Source organism: Nocardia mexicana NBRC 108244 (genome assembly GCF_001613165.1).
Lineage (GTDB): Bacteria > Actinomycetota > Actinomycetes > Mycobacteriales > Mycobacteriaceae > Nocardia > Nocardia mexicana.
The window spans coordinates 123450-142665 of record NZ_BDBV01000035.1 but is presented as its reverse complement, the minus strand read 5'-3'; the positions used below and the strand labels follow the sequence as shown (position 1 = coordinate 142665).

Below are 19216 nucleotides of genomic sequence, written 5' to 3'. Positions count from 1 at the left end.
GACGTTTTCGCTTGTCAACCGACCGCCGCGCGACTCGGGGCTGAGGTAACGTGTGGGTCGCTACGGGGCTCAGCGATCCGATCGGATCCTCCGAAGTCCTTGGCCTTGGACCTGCCGAAAGAAGGGGCAAGATAGCAGTGGACATCCGTGACGTCCCGTGCGGTCCCGGCCGCTTGCCTGTTATCGGGCACGGCTGGAGGATGTGGCGTGATCCGGTCCAGTTCATGGTGGATCTGGCCGGCGTCGGAAAAATCGCGCGTGTCGATATCGGAAGTCTTTCTGTCTACGTCATTACCGATTTCGAACTTCTCCACAGGGTTTTGGTGGAGAATTCCGACTCGTATGAGCGAGGACTCCTCTTCGAACGCATCCGTCTCATATTCGAGGAATCGCTGATCGTCGCGGACGGTGAGCAGCACATGGGCCTTCGTCGCATGCTTCAACCGGCGTTCCATCGACCGGAGCTGGAAAGCTACGCGGGCACCATAAAGCGTAACGCGGATGCGTTGGCGAACTCGTGGCGGCCGGGCCAGATCGTCGAGGCCCGTTCCGCCGTGCTGGAAATGGTGATCGCCAACCTGCTGGGGTCCATGTTCTCGCACGAACCCGATGCCGACGAGGTGCGATTCATCTCGGGGCTGGTCGGGGACATCGGCGCAGGTGCCATCGTAGGCAGTGTGCTGCCCAAGCGGCTGGCGAGCCTGCCGTTGCCGGTGAACCGCAAATTCCTGTCGGCCGGAACGCAACTGCGGGACTACTGCCGGGACCTGCTCGTCGCGCGCCGGGCCAGTGGTGAACGCCGGAACGACCTGATCGACATCCTGCTGAATTCGCCGGACAGCGCAGACCGTAGTGACAATTTCCTGGCAGAGCAGGCCGTAACCATCATCTTCGGCGGAATCGACACCTCGACAGCCACACTGACCTGGGCTCTGTACGAGTTGTCCCGGCATCCGAAGGTGGCTTCGAAACTGCGGGACGAGATCTCCGCCGCCAGGGAACTCGAACCCCGAAGCCTCGACCAACTCGACTATCTGAACCGGTTCCTGAACGAGGTCACACGGACCCATTCGCCACTACTGCAGACGAGACGCACCCTCACCACGGTCGAACTCGACGGTTTCACATTTCCCGCCGGCACCGATATCGGTTACAGCATTGCCGCTATTCACCGAAACCCGCACATTTTCGCCGAGCCGAACACTTTCGACCCCGATCGGTGGTCGACCTCGGACTCCGGGTCGAAATGCCGGAGCTTCGTTCCGTTCAGCATGGGCAATCAGATGTGCCTCGGCAACAATTATGCGTGGATGGCACTGCAAACGACGCTCCACAGCCTGCTGTCCACATGGGAGTTCCAGCCGATCGCAACCAAGAAGCTCCCGCGAGCCATGGGTCCGATCCCCGGGCTCGGAAGACTTCCGCTCGAGGTTCGTCCGGTCTCCGCGTAATCACGCGACCGAAAGCTCGAGGCTCAGGCTGTGCCTGTTTTGGCGAGCGCCGTCCTGCGATATCCGGATATCCGGCGAACGAGGGCGGGAAGGACGGCTGTGGTGACGAAGAGGCCCACGGCGACGAGGACGAAGTAGAGCAGAGATCCATTGCGGCCGAAGCGAGGCAGGAAGGCGACTTCCTGGCCGGTTGCGGCGACGGCGTTGAGGAACGGCGCGTAGGCCTGCAGGGTGTACCCGTGGGGTAGCAGATTGACGGAGTTCTCGGCCACGTAGACCCAGAACAGCAGGACCGCGACGGCGGCGGACGGAGTGCGAATCAGTGACCCGACCGCGATACCCACACCGCACGCGGCGAACGCGTAGCTCGGGACGGTCCAGAGGAACCGGAGGCCGGCGGCATCCGTGATGTCCACCGCCCCATAGATTTTGGGGAACTGGTAGGGCAGCGTGACCATGACGACGACGAGCAGGACAACTGTCGATATCGCCGTGATGGCGCCGTAGTAGATCCACCGGGACGACGCGGCCGTCCAGGTCCGGGGAAACAGGAAAGCGTTGAGATCGCTTGTCTGACCGCGCCATTGGGAGGCGTGGGCGTAGGCGGTGGTGACCATCATGATCGACACGGACAGGGTGATCACCCAGTACACGGAATTGGTGGTGGAGACCGTGGCTACGTAACTCTGTCCGGGGAGATCGGCGAGCCGTTCCGCGACCGCGGCGATTGCGAAGGTGACGACCAGCGGCAGCACGAAGGTGAGCGGGACCGCGATGGTCCACAGGAAGCTGCGTCCGGCGGTGCGGGTCCACTCGGCGGCGACGCCACGGCGGATGAGGGTGGCCGGGCCGGGGCCGCTCATGAGGCCACCCCGGACACGACGTCGGTGGGCAGGCCGGCGATGCGCAGGTAGGCGTCCTCGAGGCTGGTCTCGCCGGGTTCCAGGGTGTTCATGAGGTGGGCGAACGGCTGGTCGGCCAGAATGCGCCGGTCGCCGAGGATGACGATGTGGTCGGCGTTGCGTTCGACCTCATCGAGCAGGTGCGTGGCAACCAGGACACAGGTCCCCCCATCGGCGAGTTGGCGCAGCAGTTCGCGTATCCAGCGGATGCCCGCGATGTCGAGGCCGTTGAGCGGTTCGTCGAGCAGCAGGGTGCGCGGCTCGGAGAGCAATGCGGCGGCGATGCCGACACGTTGGAGCATGCCGAGCGAGTAGTGCCCCAGCCGGCGATCGGCGACCCGGACCAGGTCGACGATCTCGAGGACGTCGCCGACCCGGCCGGTGGGTAGTCCACGGGCACGGGCGATCCAGCGTAGGTGCCGCCGTGCGGTGTGGCGTGGGTCGAAAGCTCGGTAGTTGAGGTGCATTCCGAGAGTTGCCGGTGTGGTGTGATGGGCGCGGACGCGGTCCCCGTCGACCCGGACGGTGCCGACGGCAGGCGCTATGACGCCGCAGATGCACCGCAGCAGTGTGGTCTTGCCGGTGCCGTTCAGGCCGATCAGGTAGGTGAGTTCCCCGTCTGCCACCGTCAGCTCGGGGACGTCGAGGACGGTCACGCCCGGGTAGCTCAGGGTGAGGTCACGAATTTCGATCACGGTGTCGGGAGCCGGTCAGAAATCGCAGCCCATTGCCAGTCCGACGGCCTTGACGCCCTCGCACACGGAGCTGTTGGACAGCTTCCAGACACCGTCGATGCGCTTCCAGACCACGCGCGCAACAAGATCCGGCTGTCCGGCCGACTTGCTGCGCAACATCGCGGTGTGCACGTCGCCCTCGTGGGTTTCGGGACCGCTGATCTCGTTCGACCCGCGCGGGGCTCGGTACCAGCCGATGTTGTAGAGGGTGCGCGCGACCACGACCGCCCTCATGCCGCCCTCCATATTGGCGGCCTTGGCCTCGTCGGAGGCGGGTTGCTCGATCAGGAACGCGACCTGGGCGTCGAGATCCTCCACGGTGGGGACCTCTTTGGTGATGAGGAACTCGCCGGGAGCGGCGGAGGCGACAGGGGCATTGACAACCGAGGCGCCGGACGTGACCACGGCGACCGTTGCGATCGTCGACACGACACCAGCGACAAACTTGAGGGTCTTCATATTTATCCTCTGATCGACTGGGACAGCACCTGATGCACGCTCGAATGTGCAGGCGGGCAACAAATTGGCGTGTACAGACTACTCCTGTTCACGCGGATACTCAGGGTTTGCGGCCGATCCCACCGAGCATGACCATTCGAGTCTCCGGCAGGTCGGAGCGCAGCCACTGCTGTACCGGCACCACACCGGGTTCGAGCAGTTCGAAGCCGGCGAGGAATGCCTCCGTCTGCGGTGTGGACCGGAAGGCGACCTGGGCCGACGTATCCTTGGTTCCGGTGAGCACCTGGAGTATCGCCGGGTCGGAGTCGCTGGAGCCATGGGTGATCGCCATGTAGCTGCCCGGCGCCATCCGATCGCGGAAGGCGGCGATGATGTCGGCGGGTTTTTCCTCGTCCATCACGTAGTGCAGCACGCTGATCATGGTGATGGCCACGGGCTCGTCGAGGTTGATCAGGGCGTGGTTCTCCAGCTGATCGAGGATCTCCTGCGGATGACGAACGTCTCCCAGCAGTGCCGCGACGCCGGGTTGTCCGGCCAGCAGCGCGTCGCAATGGGTGTATACGACGCGGTCGTAGTCGACATACACCACCCGCGCCTCCGGCTCGATTTCCTGCGCGATCTCGTGCACGTTGGGCGAGTTCGGGATACCCGAGCCGAGATCGACGAACTGACGGATACCGGCATCGGCGGCCATCTCGACCGCCTTGCGCATGAAGCTCCGGGTGAACCAGGCCAAGGTCTTGAGTTCGGGTGCGCTGGACAGCATTTGACGCGCCATGTCTCGGTCGACGTCGTAGTTGTCCTTGCCGCCCAGCAGATAGTCGTACACGCGAGCGGAGGTCAGCTGTTCGGTGTCGAGCGGGTGCGGTGTTCGGTCGCTTTCCGGCGCGGACCCTTCATTTCCTTCGACCACGGGTGTAACCGTAGCCGATCGCCACCTCGGGTGCGGCTTCTCGAGAGATCTGTCGTCGCCCGGATGTGGTGGAGTGTGCCCCTCGGTCCGAGCCATCGACGAACCCTGCTACGACACAACACGATCCGAGACTCGACGACGGGTCTGCGGGCACCGCGGGCGAACTGCGGCGGTCGCTGTGACCACCGGCCGTTTCACAGGTCGGTTTCGGCCAAGGCGACCGCGTGCGCCACCGCGGACCGTGCCCGCTCGACGGTCGTATAGCGGCCCAGACCGCAAGGGGCCGCGACGTCCAACGGGCCGCCGTAGGCGGACTCCGCCGCCGCCAGCCCCTGTCGTGCCTGCGCGAGCGGCTGCGCCGGATGCGCGAGCCCGGCGACGACGCGCGTGGAGTCGGGCAATTCGAGGCGTGCCAGGGGCGCGTAGTACCGCGGCCGCACCGGCGCCCGGCTACCGTCGCCGATGGGCATGTGGACGAAGTCGAGATGCCTTCCCGCAGGCCAGTATCGCGCTACCGCGTTGGCCAGCGCGACGACCCCGGCCGTCGATCTCGGCGCCACGGCCGGCTTGTCGCCGAGGCTCCCGTAGCACAGGTGCACTCCGAAACGGGCGTCATAGGGCGCCTGTGCGACGAGGCGTCCGATCGCTCGACCCGCCGCCGCGGCCAGGCCCTGCCGCAGGACGCCGGGCGTGCGCGCGCAGAGGAGCGTCTCCGCGGCCAGTTCGAGTTGGAAGACGACCTTGTCCCCCCACGTCTGATGGATTCGGACGATCTCTCTGGCGGTGGCGTCGACGATCGGGCGGTAATAGGGGAAGGCTCGGTCGCCGGGGCGGGCCGAGCCTCGACGCCACCTGAGCATCCGTGCCTCGAAGGCGATGAAACCGATGACGAAGGGCGTCGGTATGCCTACCTGCAGGCGAAGCCCGGGGTCGGTTCGGCGCAGGTCGTCCAGCGCCTCGATGGCACGCCCGGTCTCCGCCGCGTAGCCGAGCGCGGCGTCGATATCAGCCTCGGCCAGCGATCGGCCCGGCCGCAGCCGAAAGGTGTTGCGGGAACGCAGCGTCGACCAATCGCCGCGGCGCACGGGCTCCAGCGCCGGAATATCGTCGAGCCGGTCGATGATGGGTCTGATGTACCACTGGGCGCGATAGGGATCCGCCTCACCGCCGGGAACCACGCCGTCCAGGTATTCACCGGCCGTATCGACGGCGAACGCCATTGCCTTCTCCGGACTGTCCAACTGTGCGGGCAAGCTGCCCACGAAGTGAATCCTGCGATTAGGCTGCACGGCGTCAGTGTCGCACACGGCCGTCCCGAGCGGACCGCCCGAGTGCCATCCGAAAATATGCCCGCCACCGAAATGCGGTGGCGGGCATCGAAAGCGGGGCGGGTAGTTACCTATCCTCGATCAGTCCGAGGGTGTTGCCGTCGGTGTCGGTGACGGTCGCGACCCGCCGACCGCCCCCGACCCGGCGCGCGGGCTCCTGCACCGTGGCTCCCGCGGCGGCCAGTTCGGCCAGCTTGGCCTCGATGTCCGGCACGTGCCAGTAGGCCACCGGCGCGCTCATGTGCTGCGGGCCGCCGTTCGGCACCAGGCCGATGTGCTGGCCCTCGGCGTCGAAGCCGACGTAGTAGGGGGAATCGGTCTGTGGCGCGGTGCCGAGCAGGGCCGTGTAGACGGCCTTGGCCGCCGCCAGATCGGTCACGGGATGCAGCACGGTCTTGATGCCCTGAGTCGACGAGTTGGTCATGGCGTACTCCCTGAAATCGAGGCGTCAGGCCGACCGGCTCGGGGCGGCGGCGGACTCCCACACGAAACCGTCCAGGTCGGCGCCCGGTTCGATGGCGGCGCCGAAGGCGATCCGGTGCGATCCGGTTCCCTCCGCCGCGACACCGGCGTCCTTGGCGGCGGCACGGCGCCCGTACAGCGCGAGCTTGATCGACGACGCCGGGGCGTCGAACTCGACGTACTTGCTGCCGAAGCTCTTCGACACGGTCATGCCGCGGTCGATGTAGAACTGCTTGGTGGCCTTCACGTTGTCGACACCGAGGAGCACCACCACGTCGTCGACCTCGCGGGTGGCCGGGCCGGTGTCCTTCTTCTGCGATGTCGCGATCTTCCAGAGCGCGCCGTCCGGAGCCTGCACGACGCCGCCGTAGCCCCAGAAGCTCTTCTTGGCGGGCTTCACCGTCGTCGCGCCCGCGGCCAGGGCGGAGCCGATGAGGCTGTCGACGGTGCTCGGCTGCGACACCACGAGCGACAGCATGTAACCGCGAAACCCGGACGTCGGCGCCTGCCCGGCGCGTGCCCGCACCTTGTCGCCGAGACCGAACGCGGCGTCGTAGAAGGCCTCGACGGCGGCGGGATCGGCGGCCTCGAGGATGATGGAGTCGATAGCGGGAGAGTTGGTCATGATCGTTCCTAGCTTCGTGGGTCGGAGGCCCGGGGAGTGTTCGTCTGTGTGTTCAAAGCTTCGCTCCCGGCGGGCCCCGGCCACATCCGTGCCGACCACGGAAACGACCACGGACCGCGGCCACGCAGTACGCGGCACGGAACGGACCACGGATCGGTGGTACGGACCGTCCGGCCCGGTGCCGACCGCGCATTATGATCATCGAAGCGTTACGGAAGATTGAGGATCATGGCAGCAACCGTGGAGATCTCGGCACGGGAAGCCGAAGTACTGGCGCTGGTGGGGGACCATCTGAGCAACGCCGAGATCGGTGCGCGACTGTTCATATCGGTGCGCACGGTGGAGAGTCACGTCTCCTCTCTGCTGCGCAAGCTGGAGGTACCGGATCGGCGGGCACTCGCCCAGCACGCGTCCGAGCCCGCGCACACCGATCGTTCGCGCGCGGCGGCGGTGCTGCCGATACCGCTGACCTCGTTCATCGGCCGGACCGGTGAGCGCGCCGAGTTGCGGACGATGCTCGCCGAGCACCGGCAGGTCACCACGGTCGGTCCCGGTGGTGTGGGCAAGACGCGGCTCGCGCTGGCGGTCGCCGCGGACCTGGCCCACGACTATGCGGACGGCGTGTGGTTCGTCGATCTGGTGCCGGTCTCCAATCCGGAGATCTGCGCGGTGGCGGGCACGGTCGCGCTGGCACTCGGCCTGGGCGAGCAGCCCGGCCGCGATATGGACGAGTCCGTACTGGCGGCGCTGGCCGACCGGAAGGCCCTGCTGGTGCTGGACAATTGCGAACACGTGCGCGACGGGGCGGCGCCGTTCATCGAACGACTGCTCGGGGCGTGCCCCGGTGTGACGGTGCTGGCGACCAGCCGCGCGCGGCTGATGGTGCCGTTCGAGCGGGTGTACAACGTTCCGCCGATGTCCCTTGCGGGAGTGGGCAGTTCGGATGCCGTCGAATTGTTCATGGACCGCGCGGCGGCCAGCGGCTGGCCGCCCAACAACGCTCTGCGCGACCAGGTTTCGACCTTCTGCACCCGACTCGACGGTGTGGCGCTGGCGATCGAGCTGGCCGCCGCCCGCTGGACCACGCTCGGACTCGACGGACTCGAGGCCGGATTGTCCGATCAGCTCCGCATGCTGTCCGGCGGTTCGCGCGCCGAGGACCGGCACCGCTCGGTGCGGGCCGTGCTGGACTGGAGTCACGATCTGCTGGAGCCCGAGGATCGGACGCTGCTGCGCCGGGTTTCGGTGTTCGCGAAGTCGTTCACGATCAGGGCCGCGGCGGCGGTCACCGTGTCCGACATAGGAGTTGTCGCAGACGGATTGGCGCGGCTTGCCGAGCAGAGCCTGCTGGTCGTGACGGCGGCGGCGAGTGGAACCGAGTATCGGCAGCTGGAAACCATCCGCCAGTACGGGACGGAACGGCTGGCGGAGGCCGGTGAGCTGGACGACACCCGGGCCCGCCACCTGCACTGGTGCCTGAGCGAGGCCGCCGTCCTGACGGAAGCGGCCCGGCGGGCCCGATTCGACGCGGTGGCCGACGACTTTCGTGCCGCGCTGCAGTGGGCGGCCGATCGGCCGGAGCAGCGCGGGCCGGCGCATCGCCTCGCTCGGTGCCTGGCGGATCTGCTCTTCTCTCGCAACCTGATCGGTGAATCACAGGGACGCTACGAACAGGCGGCCGCGCTCGCGGACGATCCGGCCGACACCGCCGCACTGCTGCGGCACGCCGCCGCCGCGGCCGGCTGTCAGATGCGGGGCGACGACATGTACCGGCTGCAGCGCGCGGCCGCGGAGTCTGCCCGTCAGGCCGGGGAAACGGCAAGCACGGCAATAGGTTTGGCGACGGCTGTCGCCACCGCCTATCGCTTCGCGAGCAAGTTCGTCCGGACCCTGCCGCCGGAGGAGGCGGCCGCGCTCATCACCGAGGCGCGCGAGCTGGCCGGGGACGATCCGGCGGCGCGGGCCGCCGTGGCACTGGCCGACGCCGGTCGGGCGCTCACCGACGCCTTCACCGCCCCGCACCGGTCCGACGATGCCGTGCTCGAGACGATCGCGTGCGCCGAGCGGGCTGTCGAATTCGCCCACCGCACAGGCGATCCGCTCGCCGAGTCCGCCGCACTCGACACGCTCGCCGGTGCGCAGAGCTGGGCCGGCGACACGTTCGCCGTGGCGGCGACGACGCGGCGGCGAATGACGCTGCTGGAAACCGCACCGCCCACCCCGGAGGGCACCCACGAACTGCTCGAGGCGCTCGGCGAGGCCATCGAGGCGAGCCTCGGCACGGGGGATCTGCGCGGCGCTCGTCGCTGGGCTCGGCAACTCGCCGAGCATCCGCTGCTGGCCGAGGTCGGTCATCGCGCGACCGGCTGGCTGCTGACGGCGGATGCGTTGGCCGGCAACGTCGATGACGTGCTCGCCCACAGCGTCCGCTTCCTGGAGGCGTGGCAGCGGGCCGGGAGTCCCGCGGGCTCGGTGCTGGGTCCGGCGGCGGCCGGGGTGGCGATGATCCACGACCTGCGCGACGACCGCGACGCCCGCGGCGAATGGGCCGACGCGCTGCGCCGAATCGACGTCTCGCCGTGGCGCACCCACGGCTACGGCGCGGTCTTCGACGCACTCGCCCTGCTGCACCGCGGACAGGCGAGTGCGGCGCTGGACCGGATGGCGGCCGAACCCGGCGAGGTGTGGCGGTGGGTCACGTGGACGTGGCTGCACTGGTACGTGGCGCTGCGTGCCGAGGCGGCCGCGCTCGCCCAGCGCCCCGATGCCGGTGATCTCCTGGACGAGGCTCGAAGCATCGTGTCCGGCAACGCTATTGCCGAGGCCCTCGTCGAGCGGGCCGATGCGCTGCGCGCCGGGGACCGGGAGCGGCTGGTGGCCGCGGCGGAGGTCTTCGATACGGCAGGCTGCCGCTACCAGGCGGCGCGGACCAGGGTGCTCGCCGGTGGTGATCATGCGTCCCGCGGCGCCGCCGAGTTCGCCGAACTCGGCCTCACGCCGATGCTCGGTGCGTGAATCCAGCGTCTCCGCCGCGACTAGAGCCGTCGATCCAGGAGCAGGTCGGCGGCGCGATCGAGGACCTGCGCCCGGGTCCGGGCGCCGTGGTCGGCGGCCAGGAAGTGTTCGCCGATCACCACGCAGAAGGCGCCGATCATCTCGCGCAGTACAGCAATCGGCCCTGTGCCGACGAACGTCGCAGGATGACCCGCGCTTCGAGGCGCTGTGATTCCGGTCGGTCCAGGGGGTTGGGCGGAAAATTTTCGTCAATACGGTGGGGGGAGCTTGCTTCGGGATCGTGGGGGCGGGTCTGATGGGGGCATGGCCGACATGCGCACGGTTGCCCGTGCCTCGCAGCAGGGGTCCGGTGTGACCGGGCGCTGCGGGCCGTCGGCCGTCCGCCGGGAGCCTGCGCCGACTTCGTTGGAGCGCTTCGGTTTCGGCGGTGAGGATGAGCCGCCGTCTCGCGGCTCCCGCCTCGCCTGACGGTCGTTCCGGACCGAATTCCCTTCCGGTAGAGCGGATTCCGCTCGCCCTTCTCCCACCCGATTCGCAGGTGTTCGGTCGCGTCGACCAACCGCGCGGCCGGACGGTCCTGCCTCAGTTCGATGGATGGCTGATGTCCAACTCCCCCTTGATTTCTCGTACCGCCCTGGTGACCGGGGCCACCGGTGGCCTCGGGTTCGCTCTCACGCGCCGCCTGGTCGACGACGGCGCGACCGTGATCATGCACGCACCCGACCGGGCCAGTGGTGACCTCGCGCTGGAGGAACTGGTGAAGGACGGCGCCGAACCGCTGCGGCTGCGGCTCGTGGTCGCCGACTTCACCCGGATGGCCGAGGTCACCGAGCTGGCCGGCGAACTCGCGCGCACGGTACCCACGCTGGATGTGCTGGTGAACAATGCCGCCGTTCGCGGATCCGAACGGCGAACCCGCACCGGCGACGGCAACGAAACCACCTTCCAGATCAACTATCTCGCGCCCTACGTGCTGACCAGGGCGCTCACCCGGGCCCTGACCGCCGCGCGCGGCCGGGTCGTGAACATCTCCTCCGACCGGCATCGCGGCGGCAATATCGCCTGGCGCGACCTGGATCGGAAACAGGGCTACTACCTGCCGCTGCCCGTGTACGCGCAGTCCAAGCTCGCGTTGACCATGTTCACCCGCAGTCTCGCCGAGGCCCACGACGGCTCGCTCACGGCGATCAGCGTGGACCCGGGCAATATCAAGACGAGCATGCTGTCCTTCTACGGCCACGTCGGGCGCCCGGCCACCGAGGTCGCCGCCGAAATCGCCAAGCTGTGCGACACCGACCGCGAGGTCGTCACCGGCGGCTACTACGCCCGCCTCGAACCCGCGCGGGCCGCCGCACTGGTCGCCAGCGCGAGCCACCGCGCCCGCCTGGCCGCGCTCACCGCCCGGCTGACCGAAATCCACTGAGGGAAAGGACCTTTCACGCCATGTCGAAACGAGCCGACAAGAAGCGCGCACGGCGCAAGAAGAAGGCCAACCACGGCAAGCGCCCCGGGACCTAGCCCGAAACGCTCCGCAGCCGAAACTCCCGCGGCGGGCAGCCGTTCCAGCGGCGGAAGGCGCGGATGAAGGAGGCGGCTTCGGCGTAGCCGAGGCGGGCGGCGACCTGTTCGCTGGTCATGCCGGTGTGGGACAGCAATTCCTCGGCGAGGGCCTGGCGCACCTCGTCCAGCAGGGCCCGGAAGGAGGTGCCCTCCTCGCTCAACCGCCGCGACAGCGTGCGCGGGCTGACGAACAGCTCCGCGGCGACCGCGGTCTGATCGGGCAGCTCCCCCGGGTCGCGTACCAGCAGGTCGCGCACCGCGCCGGAGACCCCGGCGCGTGTGCGGCGGCTGGTCAGCAGATCGCGGCAGGCCCGCCCGCAGGTATCGCGGGCCGACTCGCTCGCCTGCGGAAGCGGCAGGTCCAACTGGGCGCCGTCGAAGGCGAGCAGATCGTGCGCGGCATCGAAAACCGGTTCCACGCCCAATATTTCGCGATAGCGGGACACATCGGCGGGCGCTCGATGGCGGAACATCACCCGCTGCGCCGACAGTCCGGTGGAGAACAGTTCGCGCCCGGTCGCCTGGATGCCGGCGAGCAGGCGTTCGGCCAGGAACGGCCGCACATCATCGGGCACATCGGTGCCGTCGAACACCAGCCGGGCCTCGCTCGGGCGCTGCTCGAACGACAACCGGCCGAACACGACCGCCAGCTCCACGTATTTCACGGCCACCTCGAGCATCTCGCGCACCGTGCCGCTGGCCAGTAGCGCCAGGCCCCACGGGCCGTACGGCGAGAGGCGATAGCGCCGACCGGCTTCCACGCCCAGGCCCGGCTCGTCGCCACAGTGCCGCATCACATTGCGCACCACCCGGAGTTCTTGGCGTGCGGTGATCTCGGCGTCCGGGCATGTCACGTGCTCGGGCAGCAGCGCGGTCCCCGCCAGGCAGGCCCCGGGCGACAGGCCGCGCTCGGACGCCAGCTGTATCAATGCGTGGACACCGGAGGTGTTCCGCGGCAAATCCCAGTCGAGCATGTGCACAAGCCCTCATCGACGCACGGGTCGGCGAAACATATCACGGGGTCACGCACCGTTTCGGCTGTTCCAGGCGTCAATGGCGGCCAGCTGTGAAGGCACACAACATCCGAACGGCAGGAACGATGACTCGAACAAGTGCGGCGCGGGCCCATCGCGCCGATGTTCGACGGTCGATAACGTCCGGTTCGAACACCAGGGCCGGTGGCGGGATTCGCCTCCGGCTGCAGCGAACCGGCGGGTTCGATCCCGCTGCAGGTGGTACGGAGTGACTCGATGACTTCCTCGACTCTCGACAAGTCGGCCGATACGGTCCGGAGTGCTAACGGGCGTGATATGTCGGCCGCGATTACCAGGCACTGCCTGAGCTTGGCCATGGAGCTGCTCGACCCGGACGCGGCGCCGTCCGGGAGCGAGCTCGCGGCCGTGCGCTCCGCCGCGGCGCTGTGGGCACGGCAGGGCGTACCGATCGAGCGGATCATTCAGACCGTCCACGAGGGGTTCCGCGGACTCCCGCATGCCGTCACCGGGGGCCGCCTGCTGCAGTTGCTGGAGTCGATCAACACCGCCGTCGCGAGCGCGTATCTCGATGAGCAGAAGCTCGCCGGGGAGCATCGGGCCAGCGCCCATGCCGTCGTGTCGGCATTGCTCAGCGGGCACGGCGTGACGGCATTGACCCGGCAGCCCGGGATTCGGATCGCGGAGTCGTATCAGGTTGTGGCGCTGCGTATCCCGTCGCATCCCGAGGAGTTCGGACCGCGTGCGGAGGCACAGCGCGCCGAGCGCCGAAAGCTGCGGCGAGTGCGCGCGGCGCTGGCGGAGGCGTTCGAGTCCCCGTCCCTCGCGCTGCTGGGTGCCGAGAGCGGCACCGTGCTGATCCCCGACGATCTCCCCGATTCGGCGGGCATGTCCGACACGGTCCTCGCGGACATGAACGCGGCCGCCGGGGTGGATCTCACCGCGACCCTGGTGGCGTCGGGCACCGACCGGATTCCGGCCGCCGCCGAGGAGGCACACGAGCTGCTCGACCTGGTCCGCAGCATCGGCCGCCCGCCGGGCCTGTACCGGCTGGCGGACCTGGCGATCGAGTATCAGCTCACGCGGCCGAGTCCGGCTCGCGATCAGCTGACCGCCGTGATCGCACCGCTCGGCGACTTTCCCGAACTGCTCGATACGCTGCGGGCGTACATCGCCTGCGGCCTCAATCGGAAGGCGGCGGGGCGGCGAATGCACGTGCACCCCAACACGATCGACTACCGCCTGCGCCGAATAGCGACCGTGACCGGTCTCGACCTCACCACCGCCGAAGGCATCCTCCGCGCCCGGATCGCCCTGCTGGCGGACGATCTCGCGCACGCCCGGCCCGCCGCATGAGACGTCAGCCCGCGAGCCGGGTCGCGGCGGCCACGCCCGACCGATAGCACGCCTCGAGCTGCGCGCCGAGCAGATAGTCCCCGGCCAGTTCCAGCCCGACGATCGAATCGGCCTGTTCCCGTACCTTGGCGAGGAATTCGCCGTGGTCGGGCACATAGGCGCAGTGCGCTTCCGGCCAGCTCCGTGTGACGGTGCGGAGCTTCGCGACAGGGCCGGTCCCCAGCAGCTCTCGCACCCGGCTCTCCGCGCTATCGATCCACGCCGCCAGCTGCCGCTCGTCCGGTTGCGGGCGGGCGGCGCGTCCGCTGAAGGTGTATCGGACGATATCCAGGTCGTTGATGCCGTATACGCCTGCGGCGCTGCAGGGTCCGGAGTCGAATGCGATCGATCGCACGGTGCCGGTGAACAGCGGCCGGTCGTACTGCACCACCGCGACCGTGGACGGGAAGTACGTCACGTCGGCGAGCAGCTTGCCGAGGGCGGGTAGTTCGTGGTCCACGACGAGCCGGGCAGCATGGGCCGGGGTCGCGAGGACCACCCCGTCGTACTCGAATCGTGTTGTAGAACCGTCGTTTTCGGAGATCTCCAGCCCGATCACGCGGCCGTCGCGGCACACGATCCGGTCCACCCGCGTGCGCAGGCGGACCAGCACCCGGCTCGCGATCCGGTCGAGGATCGGCTGGATGCCGTCCACGAGTTGGTCGTACCGGTCCATGACCATCCCGAGGCCGACGCCGAACGTGCCGAGGAATACCTCCTCGGGTTCGGCCGCGTTGAGCCGCAATGTGATCGGCCGGAGCACGTGCCCGGCGAACTCGGGCGTGAAATGTGCGGCCAACGGAACTCGGTCCTCCGCGGCGGCCGTCCGGGCGAACGATGTCGACCCCAGGTACCGGTTTCGCTCGTCGAATCGCACGCGCGCACCGAAGTACAGCATCTTCACCGCGTCCGTGCGCGATCCGCTGCGAACGAGGTGGCGGACCAGTCCGGCGATCCCCGGGTTGTCGAGCGTCACCAGCTTTCCGCCGATGACCTGGGAACTGTTGATGCCGAACGGTTCGTACGCGGACGCACCGTTCGCGGCGAGGAACTCACGCAGCTCGCGGTACCGCCTGCCGATATTCTTGCCCCCCAGCATGATCGGCCGATCACCGAGGACGCCCACCCCGCAGCGGCCGCCGAGCGCGGCGTCGGACTCGATCACCTCGACCTGGTGCCCGGCCCATTCGAGGTGGAATGCCGCCGCCAGACCGGACATTCCGCCACCGACGACCGCGAATCGCTTGACGGGTCCCACCGGCTCCCTCGTCATGGATGTGGTTCTCCTCTCCTATTCGGCGTCCGGGTAGGGCGCCAGTTCGACGCGCGCGGAAGCGATCCGACGTCCGTGCTGATGCAGCTCCACGTCGATGGCGATCTCGCCGAAGTCCATGCCGCCGCAATATCTTGCGGTGCAACCGATGTCGGCGCCGAGTTCCCCGAAACCGGTGAACCGGGCCTCGATCGCCACGACCGCCGCCACCGGAGAGTCGAGCAGTCCCTCCGCCGTGGCGCAGACGACGGCGGCCTGCCGGAAACACTCGAGGATCAGCGGACCGGGCACGTGGTCGTAGGGATGATCGAAGAAGCTCGGATGTCCCTGGTCGACGACCAGTACCAGGCCGCCGGGCGAATGCGTCCGCGCGAGGACCACGTTCCGCGGATCGCGGCGCCCGACCTCGCCGGGAGACAGGGGGTCACGCGGTGGTCCCGATTCCGCGCCGGGGCGTTGCCGCTGTTGGAGTCGCCGGAACTCGTCGTATGTCTCCCGGGGAAAGGTGACTCCGCCACCGCCCGCCGTCATGGCCCGCGCGCCGCCGACGGTGAGGGCCGCCTCGAAGGCGACGTCGTCGTAATAGCCTCGCGCGGAGGAGTTTCCGCCCGGACGCAGCCGGACCACTCCCTCCAGCGGCGACCGCTCGTCGTCCCGATAGACGCTCAGATCCTCGACCACGAAGTCGAATCGCTGCAGGCTCGACGGCGCGTCGGCGGGGATACCGAGGTACCGCTGGCCCACGACCAGCAACGACTGGCGGATGGCCTCCACCGTGGACAACGGATCGTGATAACCGGCCAGCCGATCGAACCAGAGCGAATGAGCCCGCGGAATCTGCACCGCGACAAGGAATTCCTCGGTGCCGACCGGGGTGGTGTCGGCCACGAACACCTCGGCGAGGGCGCGGCGGTGGGCGAGGGCGGCCGGTACCAGCTGCTCGAAGACCACCCCGGTGCCCGCCGCGGTAGCTGAAACGTCGGTCATGCGTGCACCACTTCCGTTGTGTCGCTCCATATCCGAGTGGCGACCAGGCGTGCCAGCGTCCGCGGCGTCGGGTGCGTGAAGAGGTCTTCGAGGGATATCCCGATTCCGGCGGCGGCATTGATCCTGCTGCGCAGTTCCAGCACGGACAGTGAGGTCAGACCGATCTCGAGGACCGTCGCGTCGAGATCGATATCCTCGTCCGACAATTCGACGAGAATCTCGCGAATCTGCGATACCACCAGGCGCCGTGCGGAATCCTCGCGCTCACCGGGTGGGATCGTGTCACGCCATTCGGGCGGCCGCACCGGTTCCGGGGAATCGGTCCGGCCGCCGCCGACCAGTTCGGCTCCGGCGTCGCCGAGCAGGCCCTGGAGTACCGTGCGGTCGGCGCGAATCCAGTAGTTGCGATGCTGGAACGCATACGTCGGCAGGTCCACCGCCCGCACGGGGTGGCCGGAGTAGAGCTGCGGCCAATCCACCTCGGCGCCCCGAACCCAGGCGGCCGCAACCGCTTTCACCACGGACAGGGCCTCGTCGGCACCCGGCCGCAGGAGCGGCACGGCCGCGGCGTCGATGTCGGCGACCGTCTCGTAGACCAGACCCGACAGCGCATCCCCCGGGCCGGCCTCGAGAAATGTGGTCACACCCGATTCCCGCAACCGGCCCACACCGTCGTGGAAGCGGACGGTACCGCGGATCTGCCTCACCCAGTGCTCCACCGAAGTCAGCTGTCCCGGTGGTGATTCCGTACCGGTCAGGGTGGAGATCACCGGAAGTCGCGGCTCCTCGAGACGAACGCCGGACACCACCTCGCGAAACTCGTCGAGGATCGGATCCATGTGCGGCGAATGGAACGCGCGGTCGGTGCGCAGCCGGGTCACCCTTCGACCGCGCGCATGCCAGTATCGCGCGATCTCGGCCACCGCGGCGGTATCACCCGAGATCACGGTGGCATTCGGCCCGTTGGCGGCGGCCACCGACACCGCGGACTCGCGTTCGGCGATCGACGCGGCGGCCTCGTCGGCGGACACTCGCACCGAGACCATCGCGCCCGGTGCCAGCCCCTGCATCAGCCGTCCCCGGGCGGCCACGACGGTGGCCGCGTCCGGCAGCGACATCACCCCCGCGACGTGGGCGGCCGCCAGTTCGCCGATGGAATGACCGACGACGTAATCCGCTGTCACACCCCAGGATTCGAGCAGCCGGTACAGCGCCACCTCCATTGCGAAGATCGCGGGCTGGGTGTAGCCGGTTCGATCGATCAGGGCTGGGTCGTGGTCGGGCCCGAACATCACCGCACGCAGCGGAACCTCGAGACGGTCGTCGAAATGCGAGCAGATCTCGTCCAGCGCCCGCGCGAATACCGGGTACGTTTCGAGGAGCCGCCTGCCCGTCCCGGCCCGCTGCCCGCCCTGCCCCGGAAACATGATCGCCGTCCGGCCGTGCGCACCCGCGCGACCGCCGACCACCGCCGATGCGGGAAGTCCGGCGGCCACGGACGCCAAGCCGTCCAGCATTTCCGCACGGGTTCCGGCGACGACCACCGCCCGGTGGTCGAAGGTCGAACGGGTGGTGGCCAGGGAGTGGCAGATGTCCACGGTCCGCTTCTCGGGCGCGGCCTCGCAGGCGGCGCGCAGCCGTGCCGCCTGCCCGCGCAGCGCGCCCGGATTCTTCGCCGACACCACCCATGGAATCGGGCATACCGGCTCCGAATCCTGGTCCGCCTCTGCGGTTTCCGGCGCCTGCTCGATGACCACGTGCGCATTGGTGCCGCTGATCCCGAACGACGACACCCCCGCTCGGCGCGGATGCTCGGTCCGCGGCCACGGTTGCCGCCGCAGGGCCAGCCGTATCCGGCCCGCGGACCATTCGGCGTGCGGGGTCGGCGCGTCCACATGCAGCGTCGGCGGTACCTCGCCGTGACGGATCGCCTGGACGGCCTTGATCAGCCCCGCGACCCCGGCCGCAGACTGGGTGTGCCCCATATTCGACTTGATCGATCCCAGGAGCAGCTGCCCGGCACCGCCGCTGTGACCATAGGTCGCCAGCAGGGCCTGCGCCTCGACCGGATCGCCGAGCAGGGTGCCGGTGCCGTGACCCTCCACCATGCCGACCTCGTCGGCTCGCACGCCGGCGTTGGCGAGAGCGGATCGAATCACCCGCTGCTGCGCGAGGCCGTGCGGGGCGGTGAGGCCGTTGGAGGCGCCGTCGGCGTTCACCGCCGATCCGCGCACCACCGCGAGCACCGGATGCCCGTGCCGACGCGCATCCGAGAGACGTTCCAGCACAACGACTCCGACACCCTCGCCCCACGCGGTACCGTCGGCCCCGGCGGCGTAGGACTTGCACCGGCCGTCCGGCGCCAGGGCGCGCTGGCGGGAGAACAGGGCGAAGGGGCCCGGTGTGGACAGCACCGTCGCGCCGCCCGCCAGCGCCGTCTCGCACTCCCCCAACCGCAGCGACTGCACGGCCTGATGCAGCGCGACCAGCGACGACGAACACGCGGTGTCGATGGTCATGGCCGGGCCCTCGAGCCCGAGCAGGTAGGCGATCCGCCCGGCGGCCATGGCGGCGGAGTTCCCGGTGAAGTAGTAGGTCTCCGCGCCGTCCCACGCCTCGGTCGCGCCGAATCCGTAGCCCTGTTCGCTGAGGCCGACGAAGACCCCGGTTGCGCTGCCGCGCAGCATGTTCGGATCCAGCCGCGCGCGCTCCACCGCCTCCCACGCGACCTCGAGCAGCAGCCGCTGCTGCGGGTCCATCGCCTCCGCTTCGCGTGGTCCGATCCCGAAGAACCCGGCGTCGAAGTCGCCCGCGCCGTCCAGGAATCCGCCCTCTCGCACATACGATTTCGCGAACTTGTCCGGGTCGGGGTCGTAGATGCCCTCGATGTCCCAGCCCCGGTCCGGGGGAAAATCGGTGATCAGATCCCGTCCTTCGAGCAGGGCGTCCCACAACTGCTCCGGTGATCCGATGCCGCCCGGAAACCGGCACGCCATCGAGACGACGGCGATCGGCTCGCGGGTGCGTTCCCGCTCCGCGTCGAGACGCTGCCGCATCTGTTGCAGCTGTCTGGTGGCGCGCCTGAGGTATTCGCGCAGCTCCGCTTCGTCGGCCATGGTG

General features: G+C 68.7%; 16 protein-coding genes. 5 read left to right on the top strand and 11 right to left on the bottom strand.

What is annotated here, in order from left to right; all coding sequences use genetic code 11:
* Window positions 1–50: 50 nt before the first annotated feature.
* Entirely contained in the window at window positions 51–1451 is a 1401-nt protein-coding gene (locus NM1_RS14745) for a cytochrome P450 (protein ID WP_307719314.1), read from the top strand.
* Between the two features lie 23 nt (window positions 1452–1474).
* Here the strand turns inward: NM1_RS14745 and NM1_RS14740 are convergent, their stop codons facing one another.
* From NM1_RS14740 to NM1_RS14710, 7 genes are all read right to left on the bottom strand, one after another.
* Window positions 1475–2314: a hypothetical protein gene (locus NM1_RS14740; RefSeq protein WP_068019737.1), complete on the bottom strand. Its 840-nt coding sequence runs from the start codon at window positions 2312–2314 to the stop codon at window positions 1475–1477.
* Window positions 2311–3048: an ABC transporter ATP-binding protein gene (locus NM1_RS14735; RefSeq protein ID WP_068019734.1), complete on the bottom strand. Its 738-nt coding sequence runs from the start codon at window positions 3046–3048 to the stop codon at window positions 2311–2313. The genes NM1_RS14740 and NM1_RS14735 overlap by 4 nt, the downstream gene beginning before the upstream one ends.
* Before the next feature lie 15 nt (window positions 3049–3063).
* The gene (locus tag NM1_RS14730) at window positions 3064–3546 is read right to left on the bottom strand and encodes an MTB12 C-terminal domain-containing protein (protein ID WP_068019732.1); all 483 of its coding nucleotides are present in this window, start codon (window positions 3544–3546) and stop codon (window positions 3064–3066) included.
* A 100-nt stretch (window positions 3547–3646) separates the two neighbouring features.
* Window positions 3647–4459: an SAM-dependent methyltransferase gene (locus NM1_RS14725; RefSeq protein ID WP_068019731.1), complete on the bottom strand. Its 813-nt coding sequence runs from the start codon at window positions 4457–4459 to the stop codon at window positions 3647–3649.
* Between the two features lie 194 nt (window positions 4460–4653).
* Window positions 4654–5721, bottom strand: coding sequence for a hypothetical protein (locus NM1_RS14720; protein WP_147289075.1), 1068 nt, complete (start codon window positions 5719–5721; stop codon window positions 4654–4656).
* 133 nt (window positions 5722–5854) lie between these two features.
* Window positions 5855–6211 carry a VOC family protein gene (locus tag NM1_RS14715; RefSeq protein ID WP_068019730.1) on the bottom strand — a complete coding sequence of 119 codons (357 nt, stop codon included), beginning with the start codon at window positions 6209–6211 and terminating at the stop codon, window positions 5855–5857.
* Window positions 6212–6235: 24 nt separating this feature from the next.
* Window positions 6236–6874, bottom strand: a complete 639-nt coding sequence (locus tag NM1_RS14710) for a VOC family protein (protein ID WP_068019729.1) — start codon at window positions 6872–6874, stop codon at window positions 6236–6238.
* Between the two features lie 228 nt (window positions 6875–7102).
* Here NM1_RS14710 and NM1_RS14705 point away from each other — a divergent pair, with 228 nt between their 5' ends.
* The 3 genes from NM1_RS14705 to NM1_RS44625 all read left to right on the top strand — a co-directional run bounded on the left by NM1_RS14705 (window position 7103) and on the right by NM1_RS44625 (window position 11407).
* Entirely contained in the window at window positions 7103–9889 is a 2787-nt protein-coding gene (locus NM1_RS14705) for an ATP-binding protein (protein WP_068019728.1), read from the top strand.
* 601 nt (window positions 9890–10490) lie between these two features.
* Window positions 10491–11312: an SDR family NAD(P)-dependent oxidoreductase gene (locus tag NM1_RS14700; RefSeq protein ID WP_068019819.1), complete on the top strand. Its 822-nt coding sequence runs from the start codon at window positions 10491–10493 to the stop codon at window positions 11310–11312.
* Between the two features lie 20 nt (window positions 11313–11332).
* A complete protein-coding gene (locus NM1_RS44625; RefSeq protein ID WP_373864043.1) occupies window positions 11333–11407 on the top strand; it encodes a 50S ribosomal protein bL37 in 75 nt (24 codons plus the stop codon).
* On the opposite strand, the gene NM1_RS14695 is transcribed toward NM1_RS44625, so the two are convergent.
* A complete protein-coding gene (locus NM1_RS14695) occupies window positions 11404–12423 on the bottom strand; it encodes an AraC family transcriptional regulator (RefSeq protein ID WP_068019727.1) in 1020 nt (339 codons plus the stop codon). The two genes, NM1_RS44625 and NM1_RS14695, sit on opposite strands and share 4 nt — an antisense overlap.
* A 276-nt stretch (window positions 12424–12699) precedes the next feature.
* Between NM1_RS14695 and NM1_RS14690 the strand changes: the two genes are divergently transcribed.
* The gene (locus NM1_RS14690; protein WP_147289074.1) at window positions 12700–13797 is read left to right on the top strand and encodes a PucR family transcriptional regulator; all 1098 of its coding nucleotides are present in this window, start codon (window positions 12700–12702) and stop codon (window positions 13795–13797) included.
* A 4-nt stretch (window positions 13798–13801) separates the two neighbouring features.
* Here NM1_RS14690 and NM1_RS14685 read toward each other — a convergent pair whose 3' ends face one another.
* Genes NM1_RS14685 through NM1_RS14675 form a run of 3 tightly spaced genes read right to left on the bottom strand, consistent with a single transcriptional unit; the run spans window position 13802 to window position 19212 of the window.
* A complete protein-coding gene (locus tag NM1_RS14685; RefSeq protein WP_068019726.1) occupies window positions 13802–15109 on the bottom strand; it encodes an FAD-dependent oxidoreductase in 1308 nt (435 codons plus the stop codon).
* 18 nt (window positions 15110–15127) lie between these two features.
* Window positions 15128–16096 (bottom strand): AfsA-related hotdog domain-containing protein, encoded by a 969-nt coding sequence (locus tag NM1_RS14680; RefSeq protein WP_068019724.1) that lies wholly within the window; start codon window positions 16094–16096, stop codon window positions 15128–15130.
* Complete coding sequence (locus tag NM1_RS14675; protein WP_068019722.1) at window positions 16093–19212, bottom strand: type I polyketide synthase; 3120 nt, start codon at window positions 19210–19212, stop codon at window positions 16093–16095. The genes NM1_RS14680 and NM1_RS14675 overlap by 4 nt, the downstream gene beginning before the upstream one ends.
* Between the last annotated feature and the right edge of the window lie 4 nt (window positions 19213–19216).